Origin of the sequence: Tenacibaculum sp. FZY0031 (assembly GCF_036350695.1) — a bacterium.
GTDB lineage: Bacteria > Bacteroidota > Bacteroidia > Flavobacteriales > Flavobacteriaceae > Polaribacter.
The window spans coordinates 273,198-288,402 of the sequence record NZ_JAZDVY010000003.1; the positions used below are offsets into that span (position 1 = coordinate 273,198).

The 15,205-nt window shown below is 32.5% G+C and carries 13 protein-coding genes and 2 tRNA genes; 13 read left to right on the plus strand and 2 right to left on the minus strand.

Going from position 1 to position 15,205, the window contains the following annotated elements:
* Positions 1-60 precede the first annotated feature (60 nt).
* Positions 61-1,806 carry a signal peptide peptidase SppA gene (gene sppA, locus V1T75_RS05630; RefSeq protein ID WP_330487582.1) on the plus strand — a complete coding sequence of 582 codons (1,746 nt, stop codon included), beginning with the start codon at positions 61-63 and terminating at the stop codon, positions 1,804-1,806.
* A 53-nt stretch (positions 1,807-1,859) separates the two neighbouring features.
* On the opposite strand, the gene V1T75_RS05635 is transcribed toward sppA, so the two are convergent.
* A complete protein-coding gene (locus tag V1T75_RS05635) occupies positions 1,860-2,624 on the minus strand; it encodes a hypothetical protein (RefSeq protein ID WP_330487583.1) in 765 nt (254 codons plus the stop codon).
* 243 nt (positions 2,625-2,867) lie between these two features.
* A complete protein-coding gene (gene metK / locus V1T75_RS05640; protein ID WP_330487584.1) occupies positions 2,868-4,121 on the minus strand; it encodes a methionine adenosyltransferase in 1,254 nt (417 codons plus the stop codon).
* A gap of 318 nt (positions 4,122-4,439) precedes the next feature.
* On the opposite strand from metK, the gene trxA reads away from it, so the two are divergent.
* From trxA to dtd, 12 genes are all read left to right on the plus strand, one after another.
* Entirely contained in the window at positions 4,440-4,757 is a 318-nt protein-coding gene (gene trxA, locus V1T75_RS05645) for a thioredoxin (RefSeq protein WP_125068953.1), read from the plus strand.
* Between the two features lie 76 nt (positions 4,758-4,833).
* A complete protein-coding gene (locus tag V1T75_RS05650) occupies positions 4,834-7,404 on the plus strand; it encodes a M1 family metallopeptidase (protein WP_330487585.1) in 2,571 nt (856 codons plus the stop codon).
* 68 nt (positions 7,405-7,472) lie between these two features.
* Complete coding sequence (locus tag V1T75_RS05655) at positions 7,473-8,393, plus strand: DUF58 domain-containing protein (RefSeq protein WP_330487586.1); 921 nt, start codon at positions 7,473-7,475, stop codon at positions 8,391-8,393.
* Between the two features lie 55 nt (positions 8,394-8,448).
* Positions 8,449-8,522, plus strand: a tRNA-Asp gene (locus V1T75_RS05660).
* A gap of 42 nt (positions 8,523-8,564) precedes the next feature.
* Positions 8,565-8,638, plus strand: a tRNA-Asp gene (locus tag V1T75_RS05665).
* Positions 8,639-8,902: 264 nt separating this feature from the next.
* Positions 8,903-9,727 carry a prephenate dehydratase gene (locus V1T75_RS05670; RefSeq protein ID WP_330487587.1) on the plus strand — a complete coding sequence of 275 codons (825 nt, stop codon included), beginning with the start codon at positions 8,903-8,905 and terminating at the stop codon, positions 9,725-9,727.
* On the plus strand, positions 9,724-10,866 hold the full coding sequence (locus V1T75_RS05675) for a pyridoxal phosphate-dependent aminotransferase (RefSeq protein WP_330487588.1): 1,143 nt from the start codon (positions 9,724-9,726) through the stop codon (positions 10,864-10,866). Before V1T75_RS05670 ends, V1T75_RS05675 begins: the two co-directional genes overlap by 4 nt.
* Entirely contained in the window at positions 10,866-11,732 is an 867-nt protein-coding gene (locus tag V1T75_RS05680; protein WP_330487589.1) for a prephenate dehydrogenase, read from the plus strand. The genes V1T75_RS05675 and V1T75_RS05680 overlap by 1 nt, the downstream gene beginning before the upstream one ends.
* 11 nt (positions 11,733-11,743) lie before the next feature.
* A complete protein-coding gene (locus V1T75_RS05685) occupies positions 11,744-12,826 on the plus strand; it encodes a bifunctional 3-deoxy-7-phosphoheptulonate synthase/chorismate mutase type II (RefSeq protein WP_330487590.1) in 1,083 nt (360 codons plus the stop codon).
* A 78-nt stretch (positions 12,827-12,904) separates the two neighbouring features.
* Entirely contained in the window at positions 12,905-13,657 is a 753-nt protein-coding gene (locus tag V1T75_RS05690; RefSeq protein WP_330487591.1) for a DUF5995 family protein, read from the plus strand.
* 41 nt (positions 13,658-13,698) lie between these two features.
* The gene (gene rsgA / locus V1T75_RS05695) at positions 13,699-14,640 is read left to right on the plus strand and encodes a ribosome small subunit-dependent GTPase A (RefSeq protein WP_330487592.1); all 942 of its coding nucleotides are present in this window, start codon (positions 13,699-13,701) and stop codon (positions 14,638-14,640) included.
* 72 nt (positions 14,641-14,712) lie between these two features.
* Positions 14,713-15,165: a D-aminoacyl-tRNA deacylase gene (dtd, locus tag V1T75_RS05700; protein ID WP_330487593.1), complete on the plus strand. Its 453-nt coding sequence runs from the start codon at positions 14,713-14,715 to the stop codon at positions 15,163-15,165.
* Positions 15,166-15,205 lie beyond the last annotated feature (40 nt).

The following is a 15,205-nucleotide window of genomic DNA, read 5'->3' on the forward strand; positions in this document are numbered from 1 at the left end:
TCATCATAAAAAGCGTCTTTCGAAAAACTGTATATTTGCTCAAAAAATTAACCATACAACATGAATTTTTTAAGAAATTTGCTCGCCTCGATTCTAGGCTTTTTCACTGCCCTATTTTTACTATTTGTTTTCTTTTTTGTAATTGCTTCTTTTATTGGAGCTGAAGAGAAAATTGTTGTCAAATCAAACTCGGTTTTAGAATTAGATTTATCAACTCCTATTAAAGATTATGCCCCGAAAGAAAACAATCCTATTGCAGAAGCTCTGGAGTTAACAGATGAAAAGTTAGCTTTAAATAAAATTATCAATGCTATTGAAAATGCTAAAACTGACAATAAAATAAAAGGAATAAGTATTAAAACAGCCTTTATAAATGCTGGTATTGCGCAAACACAAGCTATTAGAAACAAAATTGAAGAGTTCAAAGAGAGTGGTAAATTTGTGTACGCTTACAATGATATTTATACTCAAAAAAATTACTACTTAAGTTCTGTTGCCGATAGTTTATTCTTAAACCCAGTAGGCGCTATTGACTTTAGAGGATTATCTACCGAAATTTTATATTTTAAAGACTTTGAAGACAAATATGGTATTAAAATGGAAGTAGTACGCCATGGAAAATACAAAAGTGCTGTTGAGCCATTTTTAGAAAATAAAATGAGTGATGCAAATCGTGAGCAAACTACTTCATTTTTAAAATCTATTTGGTCAGAAATCACTGAAGATATTAGTAAAAGTAGAAACATTTCTATTGAAAAACTAAATCTTATTGCTGATAATTCTAACGGAAGAAATGCTGAAATAGCTTTAAAAAACAACCTTATTGATGCTTCTATTTATGAGGATGAATATCAAGAAAAACTAGCAGGGAGTTCTGATGAAAAAACAAACACCATTTCTATTAAAGACTACATAAACTCAGGAAAAGGAAGAATTTCTTCAACTTCTAAAGATAAAATTGCTGTAATATACGCACAGGGAGATATTATCTACGGAGAAGGAAGCGAAGACTATATCGGACAAGGAATTATTAATAAAGCAATTAAAAAAGCTAGAAAAGATGATAATGTAAAAGCTATTGTACTTCGCGTAAATTCACCTGGAGGTAGTGCTTTAGCCTCTGAATTAATTTGGCGCGAATTGGAATTGTCTAAAAAAGAAAAACCTTTAGTAGTTTCTATGGGTAATTTAGCTGCTTCTGGTGGTTATTATATTGCTTGTAATGCCGATAAAATTATTGCAGAGCCTACAACAATTACAGGATCGATTGGAGTTTTTGGTGCCATTCCTAACTTTAGTCAATTTACCGATAATATTGGTATTAATGCAGAGCAAGTATCTACTAACAACAGTGCTTCTTATAGTGTTTTTGAGCCGATGAACCAGAAATTTTACGATGTAACTAAAGAAGGCGTTGAACAAATCTACACTACTTTTGTTAACCGTGTTTCTGCAGGGCGTAACATGACTTTTGAGCAAGTAAACGAAATTGCACAAGGTAGGGTTTGGACTGGTAAAGAAGCTATTGAAAATGGGTTAGTTGACCAACTAGGAGGATTAAATGATGCCATTAAAGCTGCCGCTGAATTAGCAGAAGTTCAAAATTTTAGAGTTCGTAATTACCCTAATTACAAAACTGACTTAAAAGAGGCTCTAAAATTCTCTCCATTTATGAAAGCTTCAAAAGAAGAAATACTTAAAGAAACTTTAGGTGATGAAAACTACCAATTATACCATAATATTCACAAAATGAAAAACCTAAAAGGAATTCAAGCTAGAATACCTTTTGTATTTCAAGTGAAATAAAATCAAAAAAAACCTCGACAATGTCGAGGTTTTTTTTGATTTTATAGTTTAGTTTATTCATAACTATAAGTAGCATTTATAGCAATTGATTCCTTACCACCAACAGCTAACCCTTTCCCCGTTAAAGGATACCCATCTGAATCATAAGTATACTCTACAGTTAAGGTACCTACAACGTTATCATCTGCATCTTTATAAATAACCTTCGTTACGTTATTTAATGCTAATAATTTCCTAGCTTTTATTATTTCTGAAGCTTGAGGATTCACCCCGAAACTAACATCAACACCATCTAAAATTTCTATAACTCCTGCGGCTTCTAAAGTAGAAAAATACATATTTGGCTTATTGTCATAAAACATTTCAGCGGTATAACTTTCAATAACATTCATTTCAGTTTCCCAGTCATAAACCTCTACTTGAAATAAAACTTTACTAGGATTTTTGTTAGAATCATATTCTAATGTTATTCCTGTTTCATAAATATTATATGGTGATTGATACAACTCCTCTATTGAAAGACTTTCTGAAGGATCGCTATCTGCAGTTACTTTGATAGTACTCCCATCATTGTTATAGTTTATTAAAGTAGCGTCTGTTCCATTTGTTCCAGAAATACTTACCAATTCTTTTTCAGCATTATACATAAACTGAGTAGTAATTGTTTCATTTTCTTGGTTTGTCGCTGCAACAGTTTTTAATCTTTTCTTTTTAGCTTCTCCGTTAACTTCATCAAAATCGTCTGAAGCAGAGCTATTACATGAGGTTAATAATGCCACTCCTAATCCAATAGCAAAAACATACTTTAATTTTTTCATTTTTTGTGATTTTTAATGAACTTATTTTTATTTTTTAAGTAAAAAACTAAGCATTCCTCTTACATAAAGTTTTTAAGACAATAAAAAATGAGTAAAAGAAAAAACAGCAATTTTTAGCAATTTGAAAAATATAAAAACAAGTTCGGTTCATATTGTTTTTAAATTTCACACAAAAATAGCTGTATAAAAAAATACCTGCAATAAAAATTACAGGTATTTTTCACTATGTTTTTGTTTCGTTTATTACAAACCGAAACTCTCTTTTACTTTAGACACATAATCTAATTTCTCCCAAGTAAACAATTCAACTTCTATTGTTTTACTTTCTCCATTAGGTTGTGTAAATGTTTTAGAAACTACTTCATTTTTTCTTCCCATATGTCCATAAGCTGCAGTTTCGCTATACATTGGATTACGTAACTTTAAACGATCTTCAATAGCATGTGGACGCATATCAAAAATTTCAGAAACTTTTTGAGCTATTTCACCATCAGTTAAACCAACTTTTGATGTTCCGTAAGTATCCACAAAAATTCCCATTGGCTCTACTACCCCGATCGCATACGATACTTGTACTAGCACCTCATCGGCAACTCCAGCAGCTACTAAATTCTTTGCTATATGTCGTGTTGCGTAAGCAGCAGAACGATCTACCTTACTCGGATCTTTTCCAGAGAATGCTCCACCACCGTGTGCTCCTTTTCCTCCATAGGTATCTACAATAATCTTACGACCTGTTAATCCTGTATCTCCGTGTGGTCCTCCAATTACAAACTTTCCTGTTGGGTTGATATGATACTTGATATCATCATTAAACAATGCTTGAATTTCTGGAGTTAACTGTGCTTTAACTCTAGGAATTAAAACCTCAACAATATCTTTTCTAATTTTTGCTAACATTGTTTCGTCATCAGCAAAATCATCGTGCTGTGTAGAAACAACAATTGCTTCAATACGTTGTGGTACATTATCATCAGAATACTCAATAGTTACCTGACTTTTAGCATCTGGACGTAGATAAGTTATCTCTTTATTCTCTCTTCGAATTGCTGCTAATTCTTTTAAAATTATGTGCGACAAGTCTAACGCTAATGGCATGTAATGCTCTGTTTCGTTCGTTGCATACCCAAACATCATTCCTTGGTCTCCTGCTCCTTGCTCTTCTTTAGACGCTCTATCTACCCCACGGTTAATATCATCTGACTGCTCGTGAATTGCAGACAATACTCCACAAGAGTTCCCGTCAAACATATACTCACCTTTCGTGTATCCAATTTTATTAATTACCTCACGAGCAATTTTTTGAACATCTAAGTAAGTAGAAGACTTTACTTCTCCTGCTAATACAACCTGACCAGTGGTTACCAATGTTTCACATGCTACTTTAGAATCTGAATCAAAAGCTAAAAAATTATCTATCAAAGCATCAGATATTTGATCTGCTACCTTATCTGGATGTCCTTCAGAAACACTTTCTGAAGTAAAAAAATATGACATAAATACTTCTTTTTAAAATTTAACTAAAAGGAAAACTTGGATTGCTGAGTCGCTAAAAGGAGTAGAAAATTACTGCTTTAGCATTTTTATTCTGAACCTTGGTTCAATGAGGTTGCAATCAGTCAAATTTTTCCTCAAAAAATATTCGACAAAGTTATCAATTATTTTACACACTTAAAAACAAACTTACAAGTAAATAGAAAGTATTGATATTATGATAATAAAAAGTAATTTCTGTACAATTGTATTGGTAAAATATTTGTTTACATTTGTAAGTGAATAAACAAGAAAATAACTTTAGATAAAAACATAAATAAAATGGCATTAGAAATTACAGATGCTTCTTTTGAAGAAGTAGTATTAAAATCTGACAAACCAGTATTAGTAGATTTTTGGGCAGCTTGGTGTGGACCTTGTAGAATGGTATCTCCTATCGTTGATGAAATCAGTAGCGAGTATGAAGGAAAAGCTGTAGTTGGTAAAGTAGATGTAGATGCAAATCAAGAATTTGCTGCTAAATACGGGGTAAGAAACATTCCTACCGTATTAATTTTTAAGAATGGTGAAGTTGTTGACAAGCAAGTAGGTGCTGCTCCTAAAAAAGCATATACTGATAAAATTGATGCTGCTTTATAACATACAAATAGTCTTTTAATTTGAAATAATAAAAAAGGTTTGGCAATTGCCAAACCTTTTTTATTATTTTGAGCTAATGAACAAACAACTAAACTCCATGTATAAATACCTCCTATTTTTTTGTTTACTTTTAAGTATCGCTTGTAAAAAAGAGCAAAATAAACTTCCAAAAATTACTTCTGGCATTTCTTTAGAACTTGCTCAGTTTAGAAAGCAACAAATATCTAACGTAGTATACAAACTTCATTTTTCAATTCCTTCACAAAAGGAAAATGCTATTCCTTCAGTACTTGAAATTAGTTTCGACCTTACCAATGCTGAAAACGATTTAATTTTAGATTTTAATGAGAAAACAAATCATTTAAAAAAAATACAAGTCAATGCCATAAATACCCCTATAATACATACTAAAGAGCATATTATTATTGATAAAAACTTATTAAAATCGGGGAAAAACATTATTGACATAAATTTTGATGCTGGAGAACTTTCATTAAACAGAAACAAAGAATATTTATATACGCTATTAGTTCCTGATAGGGCTAGCACTTTATTCCCTTGTTTTGATCAACCTAATATTAAAGCCCTTTACAATCTTACTATAACTGCCCCCAAAGACTGGAAAGTTTTATGTGGTGCTTTTGAAAAACAGCAACTAGAAAAAGGTGATTTTATTGAACATCAATTTAAACAGACAGATAAAATGAGTACGTACCTATTTTCTTTTGTCGCTGGTAAATTTAAGGAAAACAATACCAATCCTGGTGCTTTTAACATGCGCTTGTTATATAGAGAATCAGATAGTATAAAAATTAAAGAAAGTTTAGCTACAATTTTTAACACACATCAAAATTCTTTAGCTTTTTTAGAAGACTATACTCTGTATAAATTTCCGTTTCAAAAAATGGACTTTGCTACGCTACCTCCTTTTCAATACGGTGGAATGGAACACACAGGAGCAATACAATATAGAGAAAGCTCTCTTTTTTTGGACGAAAATGCAACACAAACTCGCAAGTTAAATCGGGCTAAATTAATTGCTCATGAAACTTCTCATATGTGGTTTGGTAATTTGGTAACCATGCGTTGGTTTAATGATGTTTGGATGAAAGAAGTCTTTGCCAACTTTATGGCTGACAAAATTATGAACCCTGTGTTTCCTGAAATAAACCACAATTTAGGTTTTATGATGTCTCACTATCCGAGCGCCTATTCTGAAGACCGGACCAAAGGTTCAAACCCTATTAGACAACCCTTAGACAACTTGAAAAATGCAGGGGCTTTATACGGGCGCATCATTTATAACAAAGCCCCTATAATGATGCGTCAACTCGAACTTTTACTGGGTAAAGAAAACTTTCAGAAAGGAACGCAACAATACATTGCTACCTACGCTAATGACAATGCAGACTGGAACGATTTGGTCGCTATTTTTAACGATTTGTCTCCTAAAGACATTACACAATGGAGTCAGGTTTGGGTAAACTCTCCTAGTCGTCCAATAATTTCTGATGCTATTAGTTATAATGACGGAAAAATAAACGCTTTTAACATCTATCAAAAGGCAGAAGACAAGTCCAACAATATATGGGAACAATCTTTTTCTATTGGTTTAGTTTATGAAGATGAAATAAAAACAATTCATGTTAACCTAAACAAGCAAGAAAATACTATTAACGAAGCAATTGGTTTCCCCAAACCTAAAGATATTATTTATAACTATACTGGTTTGGGCTACGGAATTTTTCCTTTAAACACAATCGACATTCATTTAATTAAAGACGATGTTGCAAGAGGGCATTCTTATATAAACCTTTACGAAAACATGCTTCACGGTAATATTACCCCTTTGAATACTTTTAACTTATTTTTAAAAGGAATTCAATCTGAAAAAAACGAATTAATTGTTAACTATTTATCTGGAGGTATTACTGCCATTTTTTGGAAGTTTTTATCAAAAGATCAACACAATGAGCTTTTAAACACTACTGAAAGTGCCGTTTTTGAATTGCTTCAAACAGAGCTTCCCAAGAATATTAAAAAAACACTGTTTAACCTATACAGTAATCTTGCCTATAATGAAAATGGAAAAGAGAATCTATTTCAATTATGGAATAAAACTCTTGTAATAGACAACTTAACTTTAAATGAAACTGATTTAACTAAGCTGGTAACGAAGCTTTCTATCTACAAACATGTTAAATCAGAAGAAATAAATAAGCAGCAACTTGAAAACATTACAAATAAAGACAAAAAAGAACGCTTTTTATGGTTGCTTCCAGCGTTATCTAATAATGAAAAGTTAAGAGATGATTTTATGCTTTCATTAAAAGAAGCCAAAAATCGTGAAAAAGAATCTTGGGTAGAAGCTGCCTTAACTGCTATACATCACCCTTTGCGTCAACAATCTTCAATCAAACACCTTAAACTCTGTTTAAGTTTATTAGAAGAAGTACAACTTACAGGGGACATTTTTTTTCCTAAAAACTGGTTAACGAGTTCTCTTGGAAACTACACTTCCAAAGAAGCTAACGCAATTGTGCAAGAATTTTTAAACAATCATAAAAACTACAATCCTATTTTATTGAAAAAATTATTAATTGTAGTAGATGATATGGACAGAGTCCAACATACAATTAAACGATAAACCAATTTCTTTTTTTATTATACAAAAGGTTTGGCTATTGCTAAACCTTTTGTTATTTTCGATACTGTATGATTGATTTAAACAGTACTACTTCAAGAATAAACAACCTAGAGCTACTTGCTAAACAAGTGGTAGAAGGTTTTATCACAGGTATGCATAAAAGTCCGTTTCACGGATTTTCAGTTGAATTTTCTGAACACAAGCTATACAATAAAGGTGAAAGCACTCGCCATATAGATTGGAAGTTGTTTGCTAAAACAGAAAAGTTGTATACCAAGAAATACGAAGAAGAAACAAATCTTAGATGTCATTTAATTGTCGACAATTCTGCTTCTATGCATTATCCTATAAGTAAGAATCAATCAATAGATGATTTAAATAAAATTGGTTTTTCTGTTGTAGCTGCGGCTTCACTAATGGATATTTTAAAACGACAACGAGATGCTGTTGGATTAAGTATCTATTCAGATACCTATGAATACTATGCTCCTGAGAAAGGAAGTGAACGTCACCGCAAAATGCTTTTAAATCAATTAGAGCTGTTATTATCTTCTAAATCAAATACCACAACAGAAACCTATCAATACTTACATGAAATAGCTGAAAAAATTCATAGAAGATCTTTGATTTTCTTATTTACAGATATGTTTCAGACTCGTAAAAATGAAGAAGAGCTTTTGAACGCTTTACGACATTTAAAATTTAACAAACATGAAGTAATCTTATTCCATACCTACGATAAGAAAACAGAATTTTTGTTTGATTTCGACAATACTCCCAAAAAATTTGTGGATGTTGAAACTGGCGAAGAAATAAATTTATACGCAAAAAACGTACAACAAAAATACCAAGAACTAAGCAGCTCCTACTTCAATAACCTAAAAAACAAATGCTTACAATACAAGATTGATTATGTTCCTGTAGCTATAAATGAGGACTATGATAAAGTCCTTAGCTCTTATCTAATCAGTAGACAGAATTTTTTATAAAATAACTCTTTTTTATTTAAAAAAAGGTTATATATTTGCATCCGCTTAGAGCAACGGTCTGGTAGTTCAGCTGGTTAGAATACATGCCTGTCACGCATGGGGTCGCGGGTTCGAGTCCCGTCCAGACCGCTAAAGTTTCTCTAAAACATACAATATATTGCTTCAAGCAACGGTCTGGTAGTTCAGCTGGTTAGAATACATGCCTGTCACGCATGGGGTCGCGGGTTCGAGTCCCGTCCAGACCGCAAAAAGCTTCTCTTTTTAGAGAGGCTTTTTTTTTATTTTCTATTTTTTTAAAAAAAAGTTTGGTTTAGTTAAATTTATTTCTAAGATTTGTCCCGTACAAAAAGCACAAATACAATGATGTTACAAAACGTATGGCAAGGTTTTTATTTTTACTTTTACTTTTTTAGTAAGAGACGAGACTTTGTACCGTATTGTTAAACTAACAAAAAATAATATACCCAATCAAAGTCTCGAATTTATCGAGGCTTTTTTTTTGACTTTAAATGAAAAAAATAGCCATTCAAGGAATTCAAGGAAGCAACCATCATATTGTTGCAAACAACTACTACGGAGAAAACATCAACCTACACGAATGTTTATCTTTTGATGTATTAGTTGATAGCCTGTTAAGCTCAAAAACTGAGCAAGCAGTCATGGCGCTAGAAAACACTATCGCAGGGTCAATTATTCCTAATTACGCCCTAATTGACAAGTATAATTTACATATTTCTGGCGAGTATTATCTCCCCATACATCATCACTTGATGGCCTTAGCAAACCAGAAAATTGAAGATATTACTGAGGTTTGCTCACATCCGATGGCTTTATTACAGTGTAAAGAGTTTTTTAAACAACATAAACACATAAAACTCATTGAAGATGTAGACACTTCTGCGGTAGCTAAAAGAATTACAGAACAACAACTAAAAGGAGTTGCGGCAATTGCTCCCAAAATGGCAGCTGATATTTTTGGTTTATCAATTATTGAAGATGAAATTCAAACGATTAAAAATAATGCAACTCGTTTTGTCTTTCTTCAAACAAGCCTTCCTAAAAACGGTAAAAATGAAATTAACAAAGCTTCTTTAAAATTTGAATTAGATCATAAAAGAGGCAGTTTAGCAGCGATGTTAAACGTAATGAGTGATTGCAAGTTAAACCTTACCAAAATACAATCGTTACCCAAAATTGAAACCCCTTGGAAGTATGCTTTTTTTGTTGATGTAACCTTTGACAAATATGAAGATTATGAAAAAGCAAAGGCTATAATTCAAATTATGGCAGAAGAATTTAAAATATTAGGTGAATATAAAAACGGAAGATCATGATACAGTTTGCTAACAGACTACAAACCGTACAAGAGTACTACTTCTCAAAAAAATTACAAGAAGTACGTCAGTTAATTTCAGAAGGCAATCCTATTATCAACATTGGAATTGGCAGCCCCGATTTACAACCTCCAACATCTGTACTGAAAGCTATTCAAGATAGTTTACAAGATACTGGAGCACATAGCTATCAGAGCTATCAAGGCTTACCTGAATTTAGACACGCTGTTTCAAATTTTTATCAAAACCATTATAAAGTTGCAGTTAACCCCACCAATGAAGTACTCCCTTTAATGGGAAGTAAAGAGGGAATAATGCATATTTCTTTAGCTTTTTTAAACGAAGGAGATCAGGTATTAATTCCTAATCCAGGGTACCCAACCTACAGTTCTGTTACTAATTTACTAGGAGGAAACCCTATTTTTTACAATTTAGATGAAGCTACTAACTGGCAACCTGATTTTGAAGCTTTGGAAAAACTAGACACCTCAAAAATAAAGTTGATGTGGGTAAACTACCCGCATATGCCAACAGGAGCAAATGCAACTATAGAAACCTTTCAGAAGTTGATTGACTTTGGTAAAAAACACGATATCGTTATAGTAAATGACAATCCGTATAGTTTTATATTGAACGAACACCCTCAGAGCATTTTACAAATTAAAGGCGCTAAAGATATTGCTCTCGAGTTAAACTCGGTAAGCAAATCTTTCAACATGGCCGGATGGCGTGTTGGGATGTTATTAGGCAAACCTGAATTCTTAACCGAAGTTTTAAAAGTAAAAACGCAAATGGATTCTGGTATGTTTTACGGAATTCAAAAAGGAGCAACCAAAGCATTAGAATTGAACAAAGATTGGTTTACCCAACTAAACGACAACTATAAAAAAAGACAAAAATTAGTTTTTAAACTAGCTGATAAGCTAGATTGTACATACGATAAAAACACCTCAGGGATGTTTGTTTGGTGCAAACTTCCAAAAGGAAAAACATCAGAAAAAATGATTGATGATTTGTTATACAACAAACACATCTTTGCTGCTCCTGGAACCATTTTTGGCAGTCAAGGTGAAGGATACATTCGTTTTTCATTATGCGTTCCAGAAGAAAAAATTAACGAAGCAATCAACAGCATATAATGAACATATTTATCATAGGACTAGGATTAATCGGCGGCAGCCTTGCTTTAGATATTCAACAAGCATTTAAAAACGCTACCATCTATGGAATTGACTCTAACGAAGAGCATGGAAATCTTGCCATAGAAAGAGGTATTATTCATCAAAAAGCAACATTTCCAGCGTTGAAAAATGCAGATATGGTAATTATTGCCATTCCTGTAGACATTTCACAAACAGTAATTTTAAAAACCTTAGACACTATTTCAGATACTTGTTTGGTTTTCGATGTAGGTTCGACTAAAGAACTGATTTGCGACGCTGTTAAAAACCATCCTAAAAGAAGAAACTTTTTAGCAACACACCCTATTGCAGGAACCGAGTTTTCAGGACCCAATGCTGCGTTGACAAATTTATTTAGAAGTAAAACCAATATTATTTGTGAAGTAGAAAAAACAGCATTCAAATTACAGGAAAAAGCATTAGACTTATTTTCAAAATTAGGAATGCGCATACGATATATGGACCCAAAATCACATGACAAACACATTGCTTATGTATCGCATTTATCACACATCAGCTCTTTTATGTTGGGTAAAACCGTTATTGAAAAAGAGAAAAACGAGCGTGATATTTTTGATATGGCCGGTAGTGGGTTTGCATCTACCGTACGTTTGGCTAAAAGTTCACCCGCAATGTGGACTCCTATTTTTGAGCAAAATAAAGAAAATGTAATTGAATCTTTAAATGAATATATTCATAACTTACAACAATTCAAGACCTTATTAGAGAACAACGATTTTCCAGAAATATATGCAGAAATGGAAAACACCAATCATATAAAACAAATATTAAATGGAATTTTAGAGGGAGCTCCTCAACAATAAAAAATATCAACATGGAGAATACAAAAGAATTAAAAACATGGTTAGATGCTTTCGGATTAGGGCATCCATTAGTAATCGCAGGACCTTGTAGTGCCGAAACAGAAGAACAAGTATTACAAATTGCACACGAATTAAAAGACACAGATGCTACAGTTTTAAGAGCTGGAATTTGGAAACCTCGTACCAGGCCAGGTAATTTTGAAGGCGTGGGGGCTTTGGGCTTAAAATGGCTCCAAAAAGCAAAACAAGAAACAGGAATGTTAACTGCTACTGAAGTAGCTAACAAAGATCACGTAAAACTTGCAATTGAACATGACGTAGATATCTTATGGATTGGTGCCCGCACTACTGTAAGTCCTTTTATTGTTCAAGAAATTGCCGATGCTTTAGAAGGCACAGATAAGATTGTTTTAGTCAAAAATCCTGTAAACCCTGATTTACCATTGTGGCTAGGCGCCATAGAACGTTTATATGCTAAAAACATTAAAAAACTAGGAGTTATCCATAGAGGTTTCTCTACTTACGAAAAAACAAGGTACCGCAACAATCCTGAATGGCAAATCCCTATTGAATTGCAAAACCGTTTCCCCGATTTACCATTAATTTGTGATCCGTCACACATCGCTGGTCGTCGTGATATTATTTTTGATGTTTGTCAAACTGCCTTAGATTTAAACTTTGATGGCTTAATGGTTGAAACTCATTATGATCCAGATAATGCATGGAGTGATGCTGCACAACAAATTACTCCTAAATCATTAATTCAAATGATGATTGATTTAAAAGTTAGAAAAGCCACAGATACAGAAACTGAATATAGAAACGCATTGAACACCCTACGTACTCAAATTGACGTAGTGGATCATCAATTAATTGAAATGTTAGGTAAACGTATGAAAATAGCAGATTCAATTGGTCAATTGAAAAAAGAGAAAAATGTTGCCATTTTACAAACCAAACGATGGAATGAGATACTAGGTAAAATGATTTTAGAAGGTGATGAACGCGGTTTAAGCGAAGAATTTGTACTTAAAATGTTCAAAGCAATACACCAAGAAAGTATCAATCATCAAGAGAAAATTATTAACAGTTAAATATTTAAAAGACCGCTACAAAATAGCGGTCTTTTTTATTCTATTTATTGTATTTTCTTCCTACCAAACTTTAACTAAATGAAACCTATTCATACAATTGATGAGGTTATAGATATACTACAAGATATAATTAACGAATCTATCAACAACAAAAGTCCGTTAGGATATTTTGCAGCTTTATACCAAAAAGTAACAATCAAGGTAAAAGAAGGCATAAAAAGCAATTATTTTGATGATAACCAACGAATAGAAAAACTCGATATAATTTTTGCTAAAAGATATATAGAAGCTTATTACAATTACCAAAACAATATACCTATCACTTCCTCTTGGGAAAAAGCTTTTGGCATAGCTAATAAATATTGGTATATAGTTTTACAACATTTACTAGTTGGCATGAATGCACATATTAATTTAGATTTAGGAATAGCGGCCGCAGAAGTTTCTAAAGAGCAAAATATCCAAAACTTACATGGTGACTTTAATAAGATTAATAAAATTTTATCCTCTTTAGTTAATGATGTTCAAGATGACTTAGCCAAAGTATATCCTTTTTTAAAGAAAATTCTTATCTGGACTAAAGATGTTGATGATTTTTTAGTTGACTTCAGCATGGAATTAGCAAGAAACGGTGCTTGGGATTTTGCTGTAGAATTAGCCAATACACCAGCTATTGATTTTAACAATACTGTACATAAAAGAAACATTGAAATAACCGAAAAAGCAGACTTGGTTATTTCTCCAGGTTTTATCCCTAAATTAATTTTTATGATTATTAGAGTTTCAGAAAGAGGAACAGTAGCTCAGAAAATTAACGATTTAACAGATTAAACAATACTATAACATTCAATTTTTATTCTCATCTTTGTTCTATGACAGGAACGGTTTATAAATCTACAGGAAGTTGGTATTGGGTAAAGTCTGAAGGCGAACTATATAAGTGTCGCATTAAAGGAAAATTTCGCATCAAAGGAATTAAAAGCACCAACCCTATCTCTGTAGGTGATATTGTTGATTTTTCATTGGAAACAAAAAATGATGAAGAAACGGGGTTAATTACCAATATTCACGAACGTAAAAACTACATTGTTCGTAAATCGGTAAATCTATCAAAGCAAACTCATGTCATTGCTTCTAATATTGATCAGGTATTTTTATTGATTACGATAGACAACCCTCCTACTTTTACAACATTTATCGATCGTTTTTTAGTCACTGCTGAAGCCTATTCGATCAAAACCATATTGGTTTTTAATAAAATTGATTCGTATGAAATTGAGCAACGTGCTGAAATTTTGTATCTAAAAGACATTTATGAAGCCATCGGTTATGAATGTATTGAAGTTTCTGCTATCCAAAACATTAATATCGATAAAATTAAAGCGTTAATGACTGGCAAAGTAAGTATGTTTGCGGGGCATTCGGGGGTTGGAAAAACCACCTTAGTTAACGCTATTGAACCTTCTTTAGACCTAAAAACAAAAGAAATTTCTGAACAACACAAACAAGGGCAACACACTACTACGTTTGCTGAAATGTTCGATTTAAGTTTTAATGCTCGTATTATTGACACTCCTGGAATTAAAGGTTTTGGTGTAGTTGACATGGACAAAGATGAATTAGGCGACTATTTTCCTGAGTTTTTTGCTTTAAAACAAGACTGTAAATTCAACAATTGTATTCACATTAACGAACCCCAATGTGCAGTTAAAGAAGCCTTGGAAAATGAAGAAATAGCTTGGTCTCGTTATAAAAGTTATTTACAAATTTTAGAAGGCGAAGACGAACACTACAGAACCGACATTTGGGAGTAATAAAATTTTTAGTCTAATCTCCACCAAGGTTCAGAACATCCAAATATTTAAAAATTCAACAATTTATATAAAATGAAAATTGTCATTCAACGCGTTTCAAAAGCTAGCGTTACTATTGAAGGTGAAAGAGTCGCCAACATACAACAGGGACTTTTAATTTTACTTGGAATTGTTAATGAAGATACTCAAGAAGATATTCAGTGGCTGTCTAACAAAATAACAAACCTTCGTATTTTTAATGACGATGAAGGCATTATGAATAAATCGATTAAAGATATCAATGGAGATATCATTACCGTAAGTCAGTTTACCCTACATGCTTCTACCAAAAAAGGGAATCGTCCTAGCTATATTAAAGCTGCCAAACCAGAGATAGCGATTCCTTTGTATGAAAAATTTATCCAACAAGTTGAACTTGACTTGGGAAAGAAAGTTCAAACAGGTCAATTTGGTGCCGACATGAAAGTAGAGTTATTAAATGATGGCCCTGTAACCATTATTATCGATTCTAAAGATAAAAAATAATTTCCATGGGAATTATTTTTAGTTATATTTGTACTTGATT